This window comes from Lysinibacillus sp. NPDC059133, assembly GCF_042755925.1.
GTDB lineage: Bacteria > Bacillota > Bacilli > Bacillales_A > Planococcaceae > Lysinibacillus.
The window spans coordinates 153,256-168,608 of sequence record NZ_JBHZDH010000001.1; the positions used below are offsets into that span (position 1 = coordinate 153,256).

15 protein-coding genes are annotated in these 15,353 nt (G+C 39.7%); 11 read left to right on the plus strand and 4 right to left on the minus strand.

All coding sequences use genetic code 11. The annotated features are described in order from the left end of the window. Positions 1-52: 52 nt before the first annotated feature. On the minus strand, positions 53-415 hold the full coding sequence (locus ACFXN8_RS00735) for a hypothetical protein (protein WP_386841972.1): 363 nt from the start codon (positions 413-415) through the stop codon (positions 53-55). A gap of 226 nt (positions 416-641) precedes the next feature. Between ACFXN8_RS00735 and ACFXN8_RS00740 the strand changes: the two genes are divergently transcribed. After that, positions 642-1,055, plus strand: a complete 414-nt coding sequence (locus ACFXN8_RS00740; protein ID WP_386841974.1) for a DUF3888 domain-containing protein — start codon at positions 642-644, stop codon at positions 1,053-1,055. Positions 1,056-1,588: 533 nt separating this feature from the next. Here the strand turns inward: ACFXN8_RS00740 and ACFXN8_RS00745 are convergent. Continuing rightward, positions 1,589-1,801 carry a hypothetical protein gene (locus ACFXN8_RS00745; RefSeq protein WP_386841976.1) on the minus strand — a complete coding sequence of 71 codons (213 nt, stop codon included), beginning with the start codon at positions 1,799-1,801 and terminating at the stop codon, positions 1,589-1,591. A 243-nt stretch (positions 1,802-2,044) separates the two neighbouring features. Here ACFXN8_RS00745 and ACFXN8_RS00750 point away from each other — a divergent pair, with 243 nt between their 5' ends. The 10 genes from ACFXN8_RS00750 to ACFXN8_RS00795 are packed head-to-tail and all read left to right on the plus strand — an operon-like array spanning position 2,045 to position 12,947. Beyond that, positions 2,045-3,277: a M20 family metallopeptidase gene (locus ACFXN8_RS00750; protein WP_386841978.1), complete on the plus strand. Its 1,233-nt coding sequence runs from the start codon at positions 2,045-2,047 to the stop codon at positions 3,275-3,277. Further along, entirely contained in the window at positions 3,274-4,362 is a 1,089-nt protein-coding gene (locus tag ACFXN8_RS00755; protein ID WP_386841980.1) for a tartrate dehydrogenase, read from the plus strand. Before ACFXN8_RS00750 ends, ACFXN8_RS00755 begins: the two co-directional genes overlap by 4 nt. A 1-nt stretch (position 4,363) precedes the next feature. Then, positions 4,364-5,110 (plus strand): SDR family NAD(P)-dependent oxidoreductase, encoded by a 747-nt coding sequence (locus tag ACFXN8_RS00760; protein ID WP_386841982.1) that lies wholly within the window; start codon positions 4,364-4,366, stop codon positions 5,108-5,110. A gap of 11 nt (positions 5,111-5,121) precedes the next feature. Next, the gene (locus tag ACFXN8_RS00765) at positions 5,122-6,576 is read left to right on the plus strand and encodes an aldehyde dehydrogenase family protein (protein WP_386841984.1); all 1,455 of its coding nucleotides are present in this window, start codon (positions 5,122-5,124) and stop codon (positions 6,574-6,576) included. A gap of 15 nt (positions 6,577-6,591) precedes the next feature. Then, positions 6,592-7,620 carry an ABC transporter ATP-binding protein gene (locus tag ACFXN8_RS00770; protein WP_386841986.1) on the plus strand — a complete coding sequence of 343 codons (1,029 nt, stop codon included), beginning with the start codon at positions 6,592-6,594 and terminating at the stop codon, positions 7,618-7,620. Beyond that, a complete protein-coding gene (locus ACFXN8_RS00775) occupies positions 7,595-8,572 on the plus strand; it encodes an ABC transporter ATP-binding protein (protein WP_386841988.1) in 978 nt (325 codons plus the stop codon). Before ACFXN8_RS00770 ends, ACFXN8_RS00775 begins: the two co-directional genes overlap by 26 nt. Positions 8,573-8,610: 38 nt before the next feature. Further along, the gene (locus ACFXN8_RS00780; RefSeq protein ID WP_386841990.1) at positions 8,611-9,582 is read left to right on the plus strand and encodes a P1 family peptidase; all 972 of its coding nucleotides are present in this window, start codon (positions 8,611-8,613) and stop codon (positions 9,580-9,582) included. Between the two features lie 18 nt (positions 9,583-9,600). Next, entirely contained in the window at positions 9,601-11,148 is a 1,548-nt protein-coding gene (locus ACFXN8_RS00785) for an ABC transporter substrate-binding protein (RefSeq protein WP_386841992.1), read from the plus strand. 17 nt (positions 11,149-11,165) lie between these two features. Further along, the gene (locus ACFXN8_RS00790) at positions 11,166-12,107 is read left to right on the plus strand and encodes an ABC transporter permease (protein WP_386841994.1); all 942 of its coding nucleotides are present in this window, start codon (positions 11,166-11,168) and stop codon (positions 12,105-12,107) included. 12 nt (positions 12,108-12,119) lie between these two features. Further along, complete coding sequence (locus ACFXN8_RS00795; protein WP_386841996.1) at positions 12,120-12,947, plus strand: ABC transporter permease; 828 nt, start codon at positions 12,120-12,122, stop codon at positions 12,945-12,947. On the opposite strand, the gene ACFXN8_RS00800 is transcribed toward ACFXN8_RS00795, so the two are convergent. Both ACFXN8_RS00800 and ACFXN8_RS00805 read right to left on the minus strand, forming a co-directional pair. After that, on the minus strand, positions 12,936-14,573 hold the full coding sequence (locus tag ACFXN8_RS00800; RefSeq protein ID WP_386841998.1) for a PucR family transcriptional regulator: 1,638 nt from the start codon (positions 14,571-14,573) through the stop codon (positions 12,936-12,938). The genes ACFXN8_RS00795 and ACFXN8_RS00800 overlap by 12 nt on opposite strands. A 206-nt stretch (positions 14,574-14,779) precedes the next feature. Then, positions 14,780-15,232: a MarR family winged helix-turn-helix transcriptional regulator gene (locus ACFXN8_RS00805; RefSeq protein ID WP_376071863.1), complete on the minus strand. Its 453-nt coding sequence runs from the start codon at positions 15,230-15,232 to the stop codon at positions 14,780-14,782. Positions 15,233-15,353 lie beyond the last annotated feature (121 nt).

Consider the following 15,353-nt stretch of genomic DNA (forward strand, 5'->3'; position numbering starts at 1 on the left):
ATTGCTCTAATCGAACTATCACCTCTTAGCTTACATGTATGTATTGACAAAATTAAACACCATAATGAATCAACCATCTATCTTCTTTTATTGCTTCAGCTATTTTTTTCATCAATTCTTCAAGTTCTTCTGATTTGTACTCGTCGTTTGCTTCACAAACCATATTTAAAAATTGTTTATGAGAACTCAGTGGTATCAATGTTATTCCAAAATAGGCTAGGCTTTTATAAGGTCTATTTGTGTTGTGTGCGAATGTTTCTAGATGATTCATTTTTTTACCAAAATCCTTAGACATAAGTTCATCAAAAAGGTCCCCATCTACACCTATGCAATTATATTTTTCAGGTTCATAACTAACATACTCTTTATTTTTTTCAATACATTCAACTATTCCAAACTCGTGAATATAAGCCAAATTAACACATCTCCTAAGTCTTCAGTTTCTCACATTATTTTACAACACTTTCTTGTTCATTTTTCAACTAACCTGCTTCGTTAGTTCACTAAAAAAGAGCTGGCTATGCAACTCCATGTTCTTCAAGTAAAGCACCTCGTTACTTCAATATGTACATACTTTATTCTTTAAAAGGAAACAATACAATTTAGTAAGTAAACCGTAAAGAGGTGTAATTGAAGATATAATGAAAAAGATGTTAATTACTTTTATACTATTCCTTATTCTAACATCTATTCAAACAAAAACCGTTTCATCATATAATTCAACTCAAGACTCTGAAGAACTTAGATTACAGGATATGCTTATGCTAATGCTTACTCCTTATATTGATAAAGATTTGAATAGCTATTATTATCCAAATATTTTAAAGGATTTTTCAGCTAATGTAGCTCCGTGGAAAATTGAAGTGATTGAAACAAAGAGAGTGAATAGTTTCCGTGGCTTTTTATTGCAAATTACATTTGAAATTGAACCTACAGATGGTGGACATCATATCCCTGTAGGGAAGGACCGCATGACCTATGAAATTTCTCCCGGACCTGAGGTTAAATTAATAAATCACACGCACCTAAAAACATATAAATATCTACCAGAATAATTACGTAATTAATACGGACTTTCTTTATCTATCTAATCTGCGTCGTTACTTCAATAAGAAAAAGCCAATCCTCTTCTTGGAGAATAGCATCCGTTAGCCATCCATGAAGCGCAAAAATCAGCTCTTCACCACAGAAAATGAAAGATGATTAAGTTCTTTCATGGGAGTTGAATAAGGATTAGGACACGATATCTTTCAATTCCGCTAAAAATTCAGTTTGAAAGCCCACTTCAAATACTACAAATTGAAACAAGCCTAACTGACTTAATCAGTAGGCTTAATTTTTTTCCATACATACCACCAGGAAAGCGCCCAGCCGGAACGGAAATCAACCCCACGTTATGATAATGTGACAATTATTCCGTTTTAGTATATTTTTCAATTAATATAGCTCCCTTTTTATCTAAAAATAACATAAAGCAGATAATTTTGTTGTTTTCTAGTTTTTTACTACTAAACAAAAAGTTAATAGCATTCTATATATTATTAACAAAGTGTCTAATACTTGTCTAATAGGACAATGTTAGAATTATTTAACTTCTTCTAGCAGGTGTCCAAACACCTGCTAAAATAGAGGAACTCAGTCTAAGAACGCCACGTCCTGTGGCAACGACTGAGTGACCAACATCATGTTGTTGCCGCTGACGCTTTGCTTTCGCGCAGACAAAAACGTGTTGCTGTCGCTTCGCTTTCGCACAGACAAAAACATGTTGCTGCCGCTGCGTTAGCACTACGCTTTCGCACAAAAAACATCTGCTGCTGACGCTTCGCTTTCGCGCAAAAAACATTTGTTGGCCCAAAGTCTCCGGCGGATGTCATGGAATCGGAAAGGAGTTCTTAAAGGATGTTAGCCTAAAATCATCGCATCCATGCGAGAACGGCTAACTGACCTGCATCGTGCAGGCCTAAACACAAAGCCGATTCCGGACGCAATTATGCCGAGGCATAATTGATCTCTAGAATATTCTATAAAACAAGGAGGCGTTTGAATGACAGTAACAAGTTTAAAGACAACGGAATCTTATATACGTGACCGCGAAGCAGTTATTGAGCTTACACAAAAGCTAGTCCGTATAGAAAGCGTTTACCGAGAAGATGATCCAAATGGCAATGAACAAGAAGTTGCGAATTTTGTCGCTCAATATTTACGTGATATCGGGATTGAAACACATATAGAGGAGGTAGTGCCAGGTAGGCCGAATGTCATTGGTATTATTGATTCGGGTAAGCCGGGAAAAACACTACTTTTTGAAGGACACACAGATGTCGTTACTGAAGGAAATCGGGAAGCATGGACGTACGATCCATTCGGTGCAGAAATTATTGATGGTCGAATGTATGGCCGAGGCACAAATGATACAAAAGGAAATCTTGCATGTATGATTACAGCTTGTCAGTCGTTGTTACTGGATCAGGAAGAATTTACAGGCAAGATTATTTTATGTATTCCATGTGATGAAGAAGGACTGATGCTTGGTATTAAACATTTTATAAAAAATGGCTGGGCGGATGATGTGGATGGGGCGATTATCTGTGAGCCAGAGGAAAACAATGTCTGTATTGCACAGCGCGGGGCAATACGTTTGAAAGTAGATATCTTCGGTAAAATGGCGCACGGTGCAATTTCTTGGAGTGGCATTAATCCGAACTGGCGCATGGCACGTTTTATTGTAGAGCTTGAAAAATTAGAAAAAGAAGAGCAAGCACGATTAGGACGTGATCCGATGCTTAATTGGCCATCTATTACACCAACGATTTTACGAGCACCCGTAAAAGGAGATGCGCAAATTAATGTCATTCCTGATCACTGTATGACGACACTTGATATTCGTACAGTTCCTGCACAAGATCATGATGAGCTTCTCGGAAAAATAGAGACGATTATTAAACGTCTGCAAGCAGATGATCCAGATTTTAAAGTGGAGCTTACAGTACTTGATAACCGTCCTGCAACAGCAACACCGAAGGAGGATCCTGTTGTACAAGCCATTTATGAAGCAGTCGCAGAGGTAACGGAAAAAGAGCCGAAATATAACGGTGTCCCAGGAGCTACGGATGGAACGTTTCTTCATGTCCATGGAATACCGATCGTTACCGTTGGAGCAGGTGATCGTGATATTCCCCATCAAATTGACGAATATGTCGATATCGAAGAATTAGCAGAAACAACAGCCATTTATCGTTTGGCGGCATTAAAGTTTTTAGCAGGTGATGCACAATGACTCACACAAAAATTGCAGTCATTCCAGGTGATGGCATTGGAAAGGAAGTTATGGAAGAAGCATTAAAGGTATTGAATTCTCTTCAGGAACATGATTCATCTTTACAATTAGCAACAACAATTTTTCCGTGGAGCTCAGATTATTACCTCAAGCACGGTCGGATGATGCCAGACAATGCATTAGAGATATTAAAAGAATACGATGCGATTTTATTCGGGGCTATTGGAGATGCTCGTGTTCCGGATGACGTGACAGTATGGGAATTAATTATGCCGATACGAAAAAGCTTCCAGCAATATGTTAATTTCCGTCCGATTAAATCACTACCTGGCATAGCTTCACCGCTTGCCAACGGAAGGGATATTGATTTTGTTATCTTCCGGGAAAATGCCGAGGGGGAATATTCCGAAAGTGGTGGTCGAATTTATCATAATCAACCGCAGGAAATGACGATTCAAAACACGATTATGACACGTATCGGAATTGAAAAAATTGTCCAAGCCGCCTGTGATTATGCCTATAAAAATGGCAAAACGAAAATTACGAGCGCGACCAAATCGAATGCTATTATTCATTCAATGAAGTTTTGGGATGAACATGCTAGGAGAATTCTTGCACAAAGCTCACCAGCATTAGAGCTAGAATCTATTTATATTGACGCTTTAGTAGCCTATTTCGTGGAACGACCGCAAGATTTTCAGGTTGTAGTTGCTTCAAATTTATTCGGAGACATCTTATCAGATTTAGGGTCAGCCATTGTCGGTGGTCTTGGGTTATCACCGTCAGCTAATTTAAATCCAGAAAAGGCATTCCCGTCTATGTTTGAGCCTGTGCATGGGTCAGCACCAAATATTGCAGGAAAGGGCATAGCAAATCCAATCGCACAAATTTGGTCACTTGCTTTGTTACTTGGACATATTGGGAGACCGGATATAGAACAGTTAATTGTGAGTGCGATTGAGACGGTACTTCGGGAAGGTATCGTGAAAACCGCAGATATTGGTGGACAGGCAACAACAGCACAAATGGGTGATGCCATTTGTCAGGAGATTATTAAAATGAATTTAGCGGCAAGGGGTGTATAGCATGGCAGTAGAACAACAGGTCATTATCGTTACAGGTGCTGGCGGCGGTATGGGAAAAGCCATTATTCAGGAGCAGCTTGCAAAGGGCAATATTGCAGTAGGGCTCGATCTATCAGTAGCTTCTCTTAGCGATTTAGCGCAGGATGCCTTGCAATGCTTTGAAGTCAATGTCTTGCATGAGGGGCAAGTGAACGAAGTATTCAAGCAGGTTTTTGACAAGTATGGAAGGATTGACGGACTTGTCAATGCGCTTGGTATAGCGCAGGCAGCAACGCCGATTGAGCAAGTGACGATGGACGAGTGGAATCGGTTAATGGATGTCAATGTTAAAAGTTTATTTATTACTACAAAGGCAGTCGTTCCTTATATGAAAGAGCGCCAAAAGGGATCAATTGTAACAATTGCATCCATTTCTGCTGTACGTCCACGCCCAGGTTTGCAATCTTATATTGCTTCTAAAGGGGCGGCAGAGAGCTTTACACGTGGTTTGGCTATAGAGCTAGCACCGTTCCAAATACGTGTTAACACGATTCATCCAGGGCCAGCTGATACACAGATGCTCGGTCAATTTACGGCACAAGGAGCAGACATCGAGCAAACTAAGCAAAGCGTCTTTGTTCAATCGGTCCCCCTTGGACGCTTAGTAGATCCAGCAGACATTGCAGGAGCAGTAAGTTATTTACTCTCTGATGCAGCGAGTATGGTTACAGGAACGACATTACATGTAGATGGTGGTCGCGGACTATAGGAGGGATAAGCGTGAAAAAAATTCCGATGTTGATAAATGGTGAGTGGATACATGGTGGTATGGAAGCATTATTGGATGTCATGAATCCCTCTACTGGTAAAGTCATTGCCCAAATTACGAATGCTAGTAAAACCCATGTTGACGAGGCTGTACGCGCTGCACGTGTAGCGTTTGAAAGTGAAGAGTGGCGAAAAATAAAGGCCTATGAACGTGGGCAGTTACTTATTGAACTTGCACGCTTTATACGTCTTCATGCAGAGGAATGGAGTTTATTAGAATGTCGTGATGTTGGAAAGCCGTTAACACAAGCAAGAGCCGATATTGAAGCAGCAGCTCGCTATTTTGAGTTTTATGGTGGAGCTGCTGATAAAGTAATGGGGGATACGATTCCCATTGAAGACGGTATTTTAAATGCGGTAGTGTTAGAGCCTATCGGAATTACCGTACATATCGTGCCTTGGAATTATCCTATTCAAATTACGGCGAGAAGTGTAGCGGCTGCCATTGCTACTGGCAATGCAGTAATTGTCAAAAGTGCTGAGGATACGCCATTAACTACACATGCCATAACGGAATGGTTTGCGGATAAATTGCCAAGAGGTATTTTTCAGCATATTACAGGTTTAGGTCGTGATGTTGGGCCGTATGTAACAGCTCATCCTGATATCAATCATATTACGTTCACAGGCTCTGTTCCAACAGGCATTGCGGTGATGAAATCAGCTGCTGAAAATGTTGTACCTGTAACGTTAGAGCTTGGTGGGAAATCCCCAAATATTATTTTTGCGGATGCCAACATGGAGCAAGCACTTGATGGAGTTGTACGTGCCATTATTCAGAATGCCGGACAAACATGCTCTGCAGGGGCTAGACTACTAATTGAAGAGAGTGTCAAAGAAAAATTCGTTGCACAATTAGTGCGAAAATTCCAAGCTTTAAAAGTTGGTCCGGGTGAGGCAGACGTTGATATGGGGCCACTTCTAAATGAACGACAATATACGAAGATTTCAACACTACTGCAAAAGGCGAAGGAAGATGGCTATGTGATTACAGGTGGTGAGACACTGACGATTGCGGGCTATGAAAAAGGATATTATGTTGAACCAACAATACTTGCAGGAGTAGAAGCTAACGATGCACTTGCACAGGAGGAAATTTTCGGACCGGTGTTGACTGTATTGACGTTTGCGACGGTTGAGGAAGCAATTTCTTTAGCGAACAGTACAGATTACGGTTTAGTTGCAGGGGTTTGGTCAAAAGATTTAGACACTGCACATTATGTCGCAAGCCGTGTAAAAGCTGGACAAGTGTTTGTTAATAATTATGGAGCAGCAGGCGGAATTCAAATGCCGTTTGGTGGCTATAAAAAGAGCGGCATTGGTCGAGAAAAAGGTTTTGTTGCGTTGAGAAATTATACGCAAATGAAAAATATCGCAATTCGCTATGCACTACCAAATCAAATATGAGATGGAGGTATGCATATGGAACAGCCAAAAGAAAAACAAGTGCTCCTAGAGGTAAGTCATTTAAAAATAAAATTCCATTTAAAAAATGGTCGGCAGGCAAAAGTTGTTGATGATGTAAGCTTTACGATTCGTAAAGGAGAAACGGTTGCGCTTGTAGGTGAGTCTGGAAGCGGTAAAAGTATTACATCGTTATCCATTATGCGATTATTGCCCATACCTCCAGGAGAAATTTCAGCTGGTACGATTAAATTGAATGGTAAAAATCTCTTAGACTATAAAAATAAAGAGATGAGCACTATAAGAGGCAATGAAATAAGTATGATTTTTCAAGAGCCGATGACGTCATTAGATCCTGTTTTTACAATCGGTAATCAAATGATGGAAGGAATTCGTAGACACCAAAGGATTTCAAAAAAAGAAGCGTGGGAGAAATCACTACAGCTTTTAAAAGAAGTCGGTATTGCCAATGCAGAAAAGGTTATTACTGAATATCCGCACCAATTATCAGGTGGGATGCGCCAGCGTGTCATGATTGCGATTGCAATGTCCAATAACCCTCAGCTGCTGATTGCGGATGAGCCAACAACGGCACTTGATGTAACCGTACAGGCACAAATTTTAAAGCTTATGATGAAGATGAAGGAAGAACATCATTCGGCTATTTTATTTATTACACATGATATGAGTGTTGTAGCAGAAACGGCAGATCGCGTTATGGTCATGTATGCAGGACAAATCGTAGAAGAAGCACCCGTGCGAGAGCTTTTTATGAATCCAAAGCATCCGTATACAACTGCTCTTTTAAAAACAATGCCTAATCTAGACGCAGATGTTAAAAGATTACCGTCAATCCCAGGCACTGTTCCACCAGCTTATGCGTTACCAGAGGGCTGTCACTTTGCACCACGCTGTCCATTTGCGATGGAACAATGCCATGAGGTGCAGCCTGAGGTAATCCATATTCAAGACGAGCATAAAGTGCGCTGTCATTTATTTACGGAGAAGGGGGCGCTTGATCATGACGAAGAAAGAAGTTTTGCTTGAAATTAATCATTTAAAAGCCTACTTTCCTGTAAAACGTAAGTCGATGAAGGAAGAGAAAAAAGTCATTAAAGCAGTCGATGATATTTCTCTTGAAATTTTCCGTGGCGAGACGCTTGGGATCGTAGGAGAATCTGGCTCCGGAAAATCGACGTTTGGCCGAACTATTTTGAAACTCGTTGAACCGACCGGGGGAGAAATTTTCTATAAAGGACAGCCTATTCAGCAGTTAAAGGGCAGTAAGCTCCAAACCTATCGCAATCAAATGCAAATGATTTTTCAGGATCCTTTTGCATCGCTCAATCCTCGTATGCGAATAGGTGCCATTATCGAAGAGCCGATGAAGTTGCAATTAACATTAACGAAAGAGCAGCGCAAAAAACGTGTAAAGGAGCTTTTACAGAAGGTAGGTCTACCAGAAGATGCTGTGCAAAAGTTCCCGCATGAATTTTCCGGCGGTCAAAGACAACGAATCGGTATTGCGCGGGCTCTTGCTATTCATCCAGAGTTCATTATTGCGGACGAGCCTGTATCTGCACTAGATGTTTCGGTGCAATCACAGGTCTTGAACTTAATGATGGATTTACAAGATGAATTTCATTTGACCTATTTATTTATTTCACATGATTTAAGTGTTGTGAAACATATTAGCGATCGAGTGGCTGTGTTGTATTTAGGGAGGGTAGTGGAAATTGGAGCGAAGAAAGAATTATACGCTAATCCGCTGCATCCATATACGCAGGCGTTACTATCGGCCATTCCAGTGATCAATTTTGATGAACCGAAACAAGAAATACCGTTACAGGGTGAATTGCCAAGCCCGATGAATCCTCCTGTAGGCTGTGTGTTTCATACACGTTGTCCCTATGTCATGGACAGATGTCATCAGGAACGGCCTGTGCTTCAGGAAGAAAATAACCATCAACGGGTAGCGTGCTTTTTATATGATAAATAAACTGAAAATTTAGTCTTTTGTGAGGTGAGGTGTGTATTATGTTTGGCAATATTACGGATGTGCCTGGAGTTAAAGTTGGGCATGCAGAAAATAGTGAAGGAATTACAGGCTGTACAGCGATTTTAGTGGGAAATGGTGCAGTTTGCGGTGTCGATGTAAGAGGCTCAGCACCAGGCACTCGAGAGACGGATGCACTTGATCCTATTAATGAAATTGATCATGTGCATGGGATTTGTTTGTCCGGAGGAAGTGCATTCGGATTGGATGCTTCGACAGGAGTCATGCAATTTTTAGAGGAGCAGGGTATTGGTGTGGATGCAGGTGTTGCTACCATTCCAATTGTTCCTAGTGCTGTACTGTTCGATCTATTTATCGGTGATCCAAAGACAAGACCTACTGCTCCAATGGGCTATGAAGCGGCTAGGAGTGCGGTTGCAGGTCCATTTGCAAATGGGAATACAGGAGCTGGTTATGGTGCGACTGTAGGGAAATTGGCAGGTCCTCAATTTTGTATGAAAGGGGGGCTAGGTAGTGCCTCTATAGCTGGCAAAGAGGGTGTTGTAGTTGGCGCCATAGTTGCTGTCAACGCTGTTGGGGATGTAAAAGATCCTGCTACAAGAGCAACACTAGCAGGAGCAAGGGATCCGAAAACAGGGGAATGGATTGATTGCTGTACTTATTTAGAGGAGTATGTGCAATCGGAAGCATTATCTGGTACGAATACGACAATCGGTGTCATTGCAGTGAATGCCAAGCTAACAAAAGCAGAGGCGAAAAAAATAGCCCAGCTTACACAAAATGCTCTTGCACGGACAATTTATCCAGTACACACAATGCTGGATGGAGATACGATTTTCGTGCTAGGTACAGGAGATAAAACATATCCAGTTGACTATTTGGGCCATTTGGCTACAAGAGCTATGGAGGAAGCAATCATTGCTGGCATTAAAGCTGCTGATAAATTAGCTGAAATAGAAAGCTTTAAAAGCATTCAAATAATGAGCACATAGGGGATAGGGGGAAATGACATGAGGCTGAAGAACAATTGGTTGATGCTGTTGTTGATATTGATAGTAGGTTTACTAATAAGTGCCTGTTCAAGTGATGACGGAGAAGATGCAAGTTCTGGTGGAAAGTCAGTAGCAGATTTACCTCAAGAAATCGTAGTACGTGTGAATGATGATCCAGATTTTTTAGATCCACATAAAGCAACAGCATCTATATCGTACCAAATGATTCTCAATATTTTTGAAGGACTGATGGCACCAGAAACAGATGGTACTTTAAAAGAAGGGCTAGCCGAAAGCTATGATATATCTGAGGATGGTTTAACCTATACATTCAAAATTCGTCCGGGTGTGAAATTTCATAATGGTGAGGATTTAACTGTTGAGGATATTCAGTATTCATTTGATCGTTTAATGGGGAAAAACGGTGGCGAAAAGATGTCAAACAGCTTTGATAATGTTGCGTCAACGGAAGCACCAGATGCCAATACATTTGTGATCAAGCTAAAGGAGCCGAATTCCAACTTCTTATATTCATTAACTGCTCGACAATCAGCCATCTTACCAAAAAGCAATGATGGAAAGCATAATGAAAACCCAATAGGTACTGGACCATTTGCTTATGTAAAATACTCTCCAGGTACTAATTTAGAATTGAAGAAAAATGAACACTACTGGAAGGAAGGGTTACCATACTTGAATAAAGTGACGTTTACCTTCCAATCGGATGATCAAGCGGCGATTATGAGTTTAATGGCCAATGAAGTCGATTTAACGAGTGTACCTTGGCAGCGCGTAAGTGAAGTAGAAAATAACTATAGCTTATCTCATCAAAACAATAACTCATCATTAATCGTGACATTTAATGAAACTAAAGCACCTTTTGATAATGTAAAGGTACGTCAAGCAATGAACTACGCTATTAGTAAGTCCGATATTATTGACTCAGTGTTTGCAGGCTATGCGGTACCACTTGGTTCAAATATGAGTCCAGCGATGGGGGACTATCAAAAGAAAGGCTTAGAAAATATGTATAAGCGTGATGTGGAAAAAGCCAAAGCATTATTAGCAGAAGCGGGCTATCCTAATGGCTTTAAAACAAAAATTACAGTGTCTTCGCATAATGATATGTATTCAAATATCGCGCAAATCGTAGCGGCTAATTTAAAGGAAATCGGTATTGATGTGGAAATTGAAGTTGTAGAATGGGGCATTTGGCTAGATCGAGTTTACTTTGGTCGCGACTATCAAATGACAACGATCGATTTAACAGGTCGTGCATCTGCCTATGAAATTTTAAATGATTACATTTCAACAAATGATGGTGAAAACTTCTTCAAATTTAAAAATGATGAATACGACAAAATTATGGCAGACGTTTTAAAGGAAAAAGATCAGGCAAAACAAATTGATTATTACCATCGTGCACAGGAAATTTTAGCTGAGCAGGCAGCAGCGGTTTACATCGCAGATTATCAGATTGTTTGGGGTTCTAATAAAAAAGTTACTGGATTAAAGAGCTACCCATTCTGGTTCCATGATATGTCTGAGGTTAAATTTTCTAACTAGAAAGGGATGAGCGCTAGATGATGTATATATTACGTCGATTCATCCTGTTAATAACAACCATCCTTCTAGTGTCGATGATTACATTCGGTGTTTTTCAAATTTTACCTGGTGATCCGGTTCGGACAATGTTAGGCACTGAAGCGGACCCCACACAAATTGAAAATTTGCGATCAGAGCTTGGCTTGAATCGCCCCCTTTATGAGCAATATACAGATTGGATGAAGGGATTATTAACAGGGGAATTAGGAAATTCCATTCGTTTTTCAATGCCAGTAAAAGATTTACTGTTTGATAGATTACCTGTAACGATGTCATTGGCTGGGCTCACCCTCTTAATCGTGTTATTCATTTCCTTACCATTGGGTATGTTTGCCGCGAGAAGACAAAATAAGTTCAGTGATGTGTCGTTGTCGACAGTAACGCAAGTTGGGATGGCGATTCCTTCTTTCTGGCTTGGCATGATACTCATTTTATATATTGGTATGCAGTTCAGCTTCTTTAAAATAAGTGGGTATATTCCGTGGACGCAAAGTGTAGCAGGAGCGTTAAGTACGCTCGTTCTCCCAGCGTTAACAATTGCGATTCCACAAATTGCTGTCAATTTCCGCTATGTTCGTACGGCTATTTTAGAGCAAGTTCAGCTCGATTATGTGCGTACGGTTCGCAGTAAAGGGATGTCTGAGCAAAATGTTATGTATAAGCATGTCTTAAAAAATTCGATGATTCCCATATTAACAGTATTTGGATTGATCATGGCAGAAGTTGTTGCTGGAACGATTATTGTGGAGCAAGTATTTTCACTCCCAGGTGTTGGTCAACTCCTCATCACGGCTATTAGTAATCGTGATTTTCCATTAGTACAGGGAATCGTAATGTATATTACTGTTGCGGTGGTTATGATCAATTTTATGGTCGATATTTTATATTCCGCGTTAGATCCTAGAATCCGATTACGATGAAAGGTGGATACGATGAAAAATATACAAAGGTACATGAAAAATATCAATTTAATCATTGGTCTACTAGTCATTGTCGGTTTTCTAATCGTAATGATTATCAGCTTTTTTTATACACCACATGATGTGAACTCGATGAATATACCTCAAAAATTACGTAGCCCAAGTAGTGATTATCTTTTTGGTACGGATGAATTTGGTCGTGATATTTTTAGCCGTATAATGAAAGGAACACAAACGGCCTTTACAGTCGGTCTACTGACGGTATTTATCGGAACAATTTTTGGTATTTTAATTGGGGGTATAGCAGGGTATGTAGGAGGCTGGATCGATGAAATTTTTATGCGCATGATGGATGCATTAATGGCCTTTCCAGGAATTATATTAGCTTTAATGCTCGTTGCGGTATTTGGTCCAGGGATTGTTAATACGGCTATTGCATTAGGCATTATTGCCATACCGGCCATCGCAAGAATTACGCGAAGTGGATTCGTCCAACATCGTGACACTGAATATGTCTTAGCTGCAAAATTAATCGGCGTAAAACCTTTTAACATTATGTTTCGCCATATTTTACCTAATATTTCTTCTCAAATTATCGTCGCAGCAACTGTAACCTTTGCCACTGCGATGCTTGCGGAGGCGGCACTGAGTTATTTAGGGCTTGGCGTGCAGCCACCAAACCCTAGTTGGGGACGAATGTTAAAAGATTCACAAGCCTATCTAGTGGGAGCCCCTTGGTACACTTATGCGCCAGGTGGGGCCATTACAGTACTTGTATTAGGTTTGTATTTGCTTAGCAATGCATTACGCGATTTTATGGATCCACGTTCAAAAGCGTAACATATCAGGTGCTGTTTTTTTCAATAATTCATAGGCCTTCACCGCTATTTCTATATTGAGACGATGAGGGGCTTGTAAAAAATCAGCACCTAAAATATTTTCTAGTCGTTCAATTCGTTTATAGAGTGTTTGACGGACAATAAATAATTGTTCAGCTGTATCATTTTTGGCACCATTGCATGCTAAATAAACACAGAGCGTTTGATAAAGGTCATTACCATTCTTTTGATCAATCAACAGTATTTCTTGTAAATAATCTTTAACGTATTGCAAAAGGGCAGTATGGTCCTGATGTAATAACAATCTGTAAACACCTAAATCCTTGTAATAAATAGAAGAAGCAAGTTCATTGTGTTGCATTTGGATGGTTGTTTTTGCCTCTTTATAGCCTTGCTGAACGCTGTTAACGGATTGATAAACATTACTAATGCCAAAGGTAAGGGTTATTTGCTCGAAAAGCTGCGGTGTTTTTCGGGCAATAATCTGCTGTATTGCTTGATTAAAAGAGTCACGATTTTCTTCCATATCATCTGCGGCAATATAAAATGCAAGGAGTATTATTTCCTGTTGTCGAACCGAAACGGTAGGGAAGAAGCCAAGTTTCTTTAAGATGGAACGAACAAACATGACATTTTGAAGCTGTATTTCTTGCCAGTCTTCCTCTGTAAAGGTAGCGGCATAATCAAGAATAGTAAACACGACTACACGATAAAATAAGTTGCGACTTTCCATTGGCAAATAGCTCTGATAATACTGAAGATCAATGGGCTGACCTTGTATTAAGGCGAGGATAAATTCATCCTCACGACTTTGTTGGCGTTCCTGTAACATTCGATTGCGCATTAATATTTGGGCAATAGACATCGTTGCACGCTCAAGGTTTAACAATGTATAGTCACTTGGCTTCGGCAGTGTAGAACGCATACATAAATAGCCCCATACTTGTCCAAGTCCGTTGACTGGAATGATGACGAAATGATCTTTATCAATGGATAGAAGTTGTAGGGTTTCTTGTAATTCTAGTTGTTGACAGTGATCCTTCATAAGTTGTAAATACTTTTTGGCTTCTATTGGATAATAAAAGCTTTTTGTATCTTCGGAGACAAATAAAAATAATGCATCGGTATCTTGATGAAGCACCTGTAAAATTTTTAAAATTCCATTTGGCATTAGCGACAATTCCATAAACGTCTTTGATATCGTATCAAGCTGTGTTAATGCTTGCTGATGCTGATTAATAATGTAAGTATGTAGATCCTGCGTAATATCGATAAATCTTACAACCTCTTCAAAAATGATGATAGGAAAATCATGAGCATTAGCCATTGCAACCAGTTCTGCAGGGACATAATTAAAATAATCACCAATCTCAATACAAAGAGCTGCAGCACCGTTACGAATAAGGTTTTGAAAGTAAGCAATTTGTGTTTCACGCTCTAACTGTAAACCTACACCGGTTGTTAATATGAGCTCACCGCCATTTATTAACGTATCAAAATCTTTTATTTCTAAAATATGTGTCCATAGTACTTGTCGATTTAGGCCTTGTTGTCCTGCGATTAGCTTGGCGGATTCAAAATGCTTTCGCTCTAATACATCACGTACAAGTAGAGGATGTTTCGACATTAATAAGCACCTACCCTTCGAATGTACAATAATTATGTTTGATTAATCAGAAAATTTCAATGTTAAATAGAATAATAGAGTAAAGTCGGTGAATAAGGGTTCCCGGGGATAGAGACGGACGGATGTATGTGTGGAGTGGAGAGATAAAAAGGTATTTTTCGCAAAGGAAGGCGATTCCAAATGCTCAGAAGCGCAAGGAATCGCCTTTAATAATTTCGTTTATGCCCTTTTTTTACGTATTCCCAATCAGTTTCGATGTTTTGACGAATACGAATTAAAAAGTCTTGAACACTGTCCATTTCTTCAGGAGAAAAACCATCTAATGCTCTAGTATTCGAATAGTCTCCTTCTCGCTTTAAAAACGGATAAATCTTTAAACTTTTTACTGTTGGGAAAAGCTGTTTGTTTTTCTTGTTACCAACTTCAGTACGCTTTTCTACAAAACCTTTTGTCTCCAACTTTTGAATCGCTCGGGAGGCAGTTGTGCGATCTACCTTCAATAGTTCAGCAACCTTTTCTTGAATAATACCAGGGTTTTCACAGATGCGAGTGACATACAAATACTGTCCCTTTGTTAAATCAAGTTCTTTAAACTCAATATTACTAATGGAATCAAGTGCCCGCGCAATCGCACCAATATCTCGTAAAATTTCCTTCATTGATTGCCTCCGAAAAATATTGTATTTGCAATAAAAAATACTCTATACTATATATTATCATCCATGCAAGGAAATTTCACTTCATATCTACAGGTGATTTTCTTTTCCAAGCAGCGGAGAT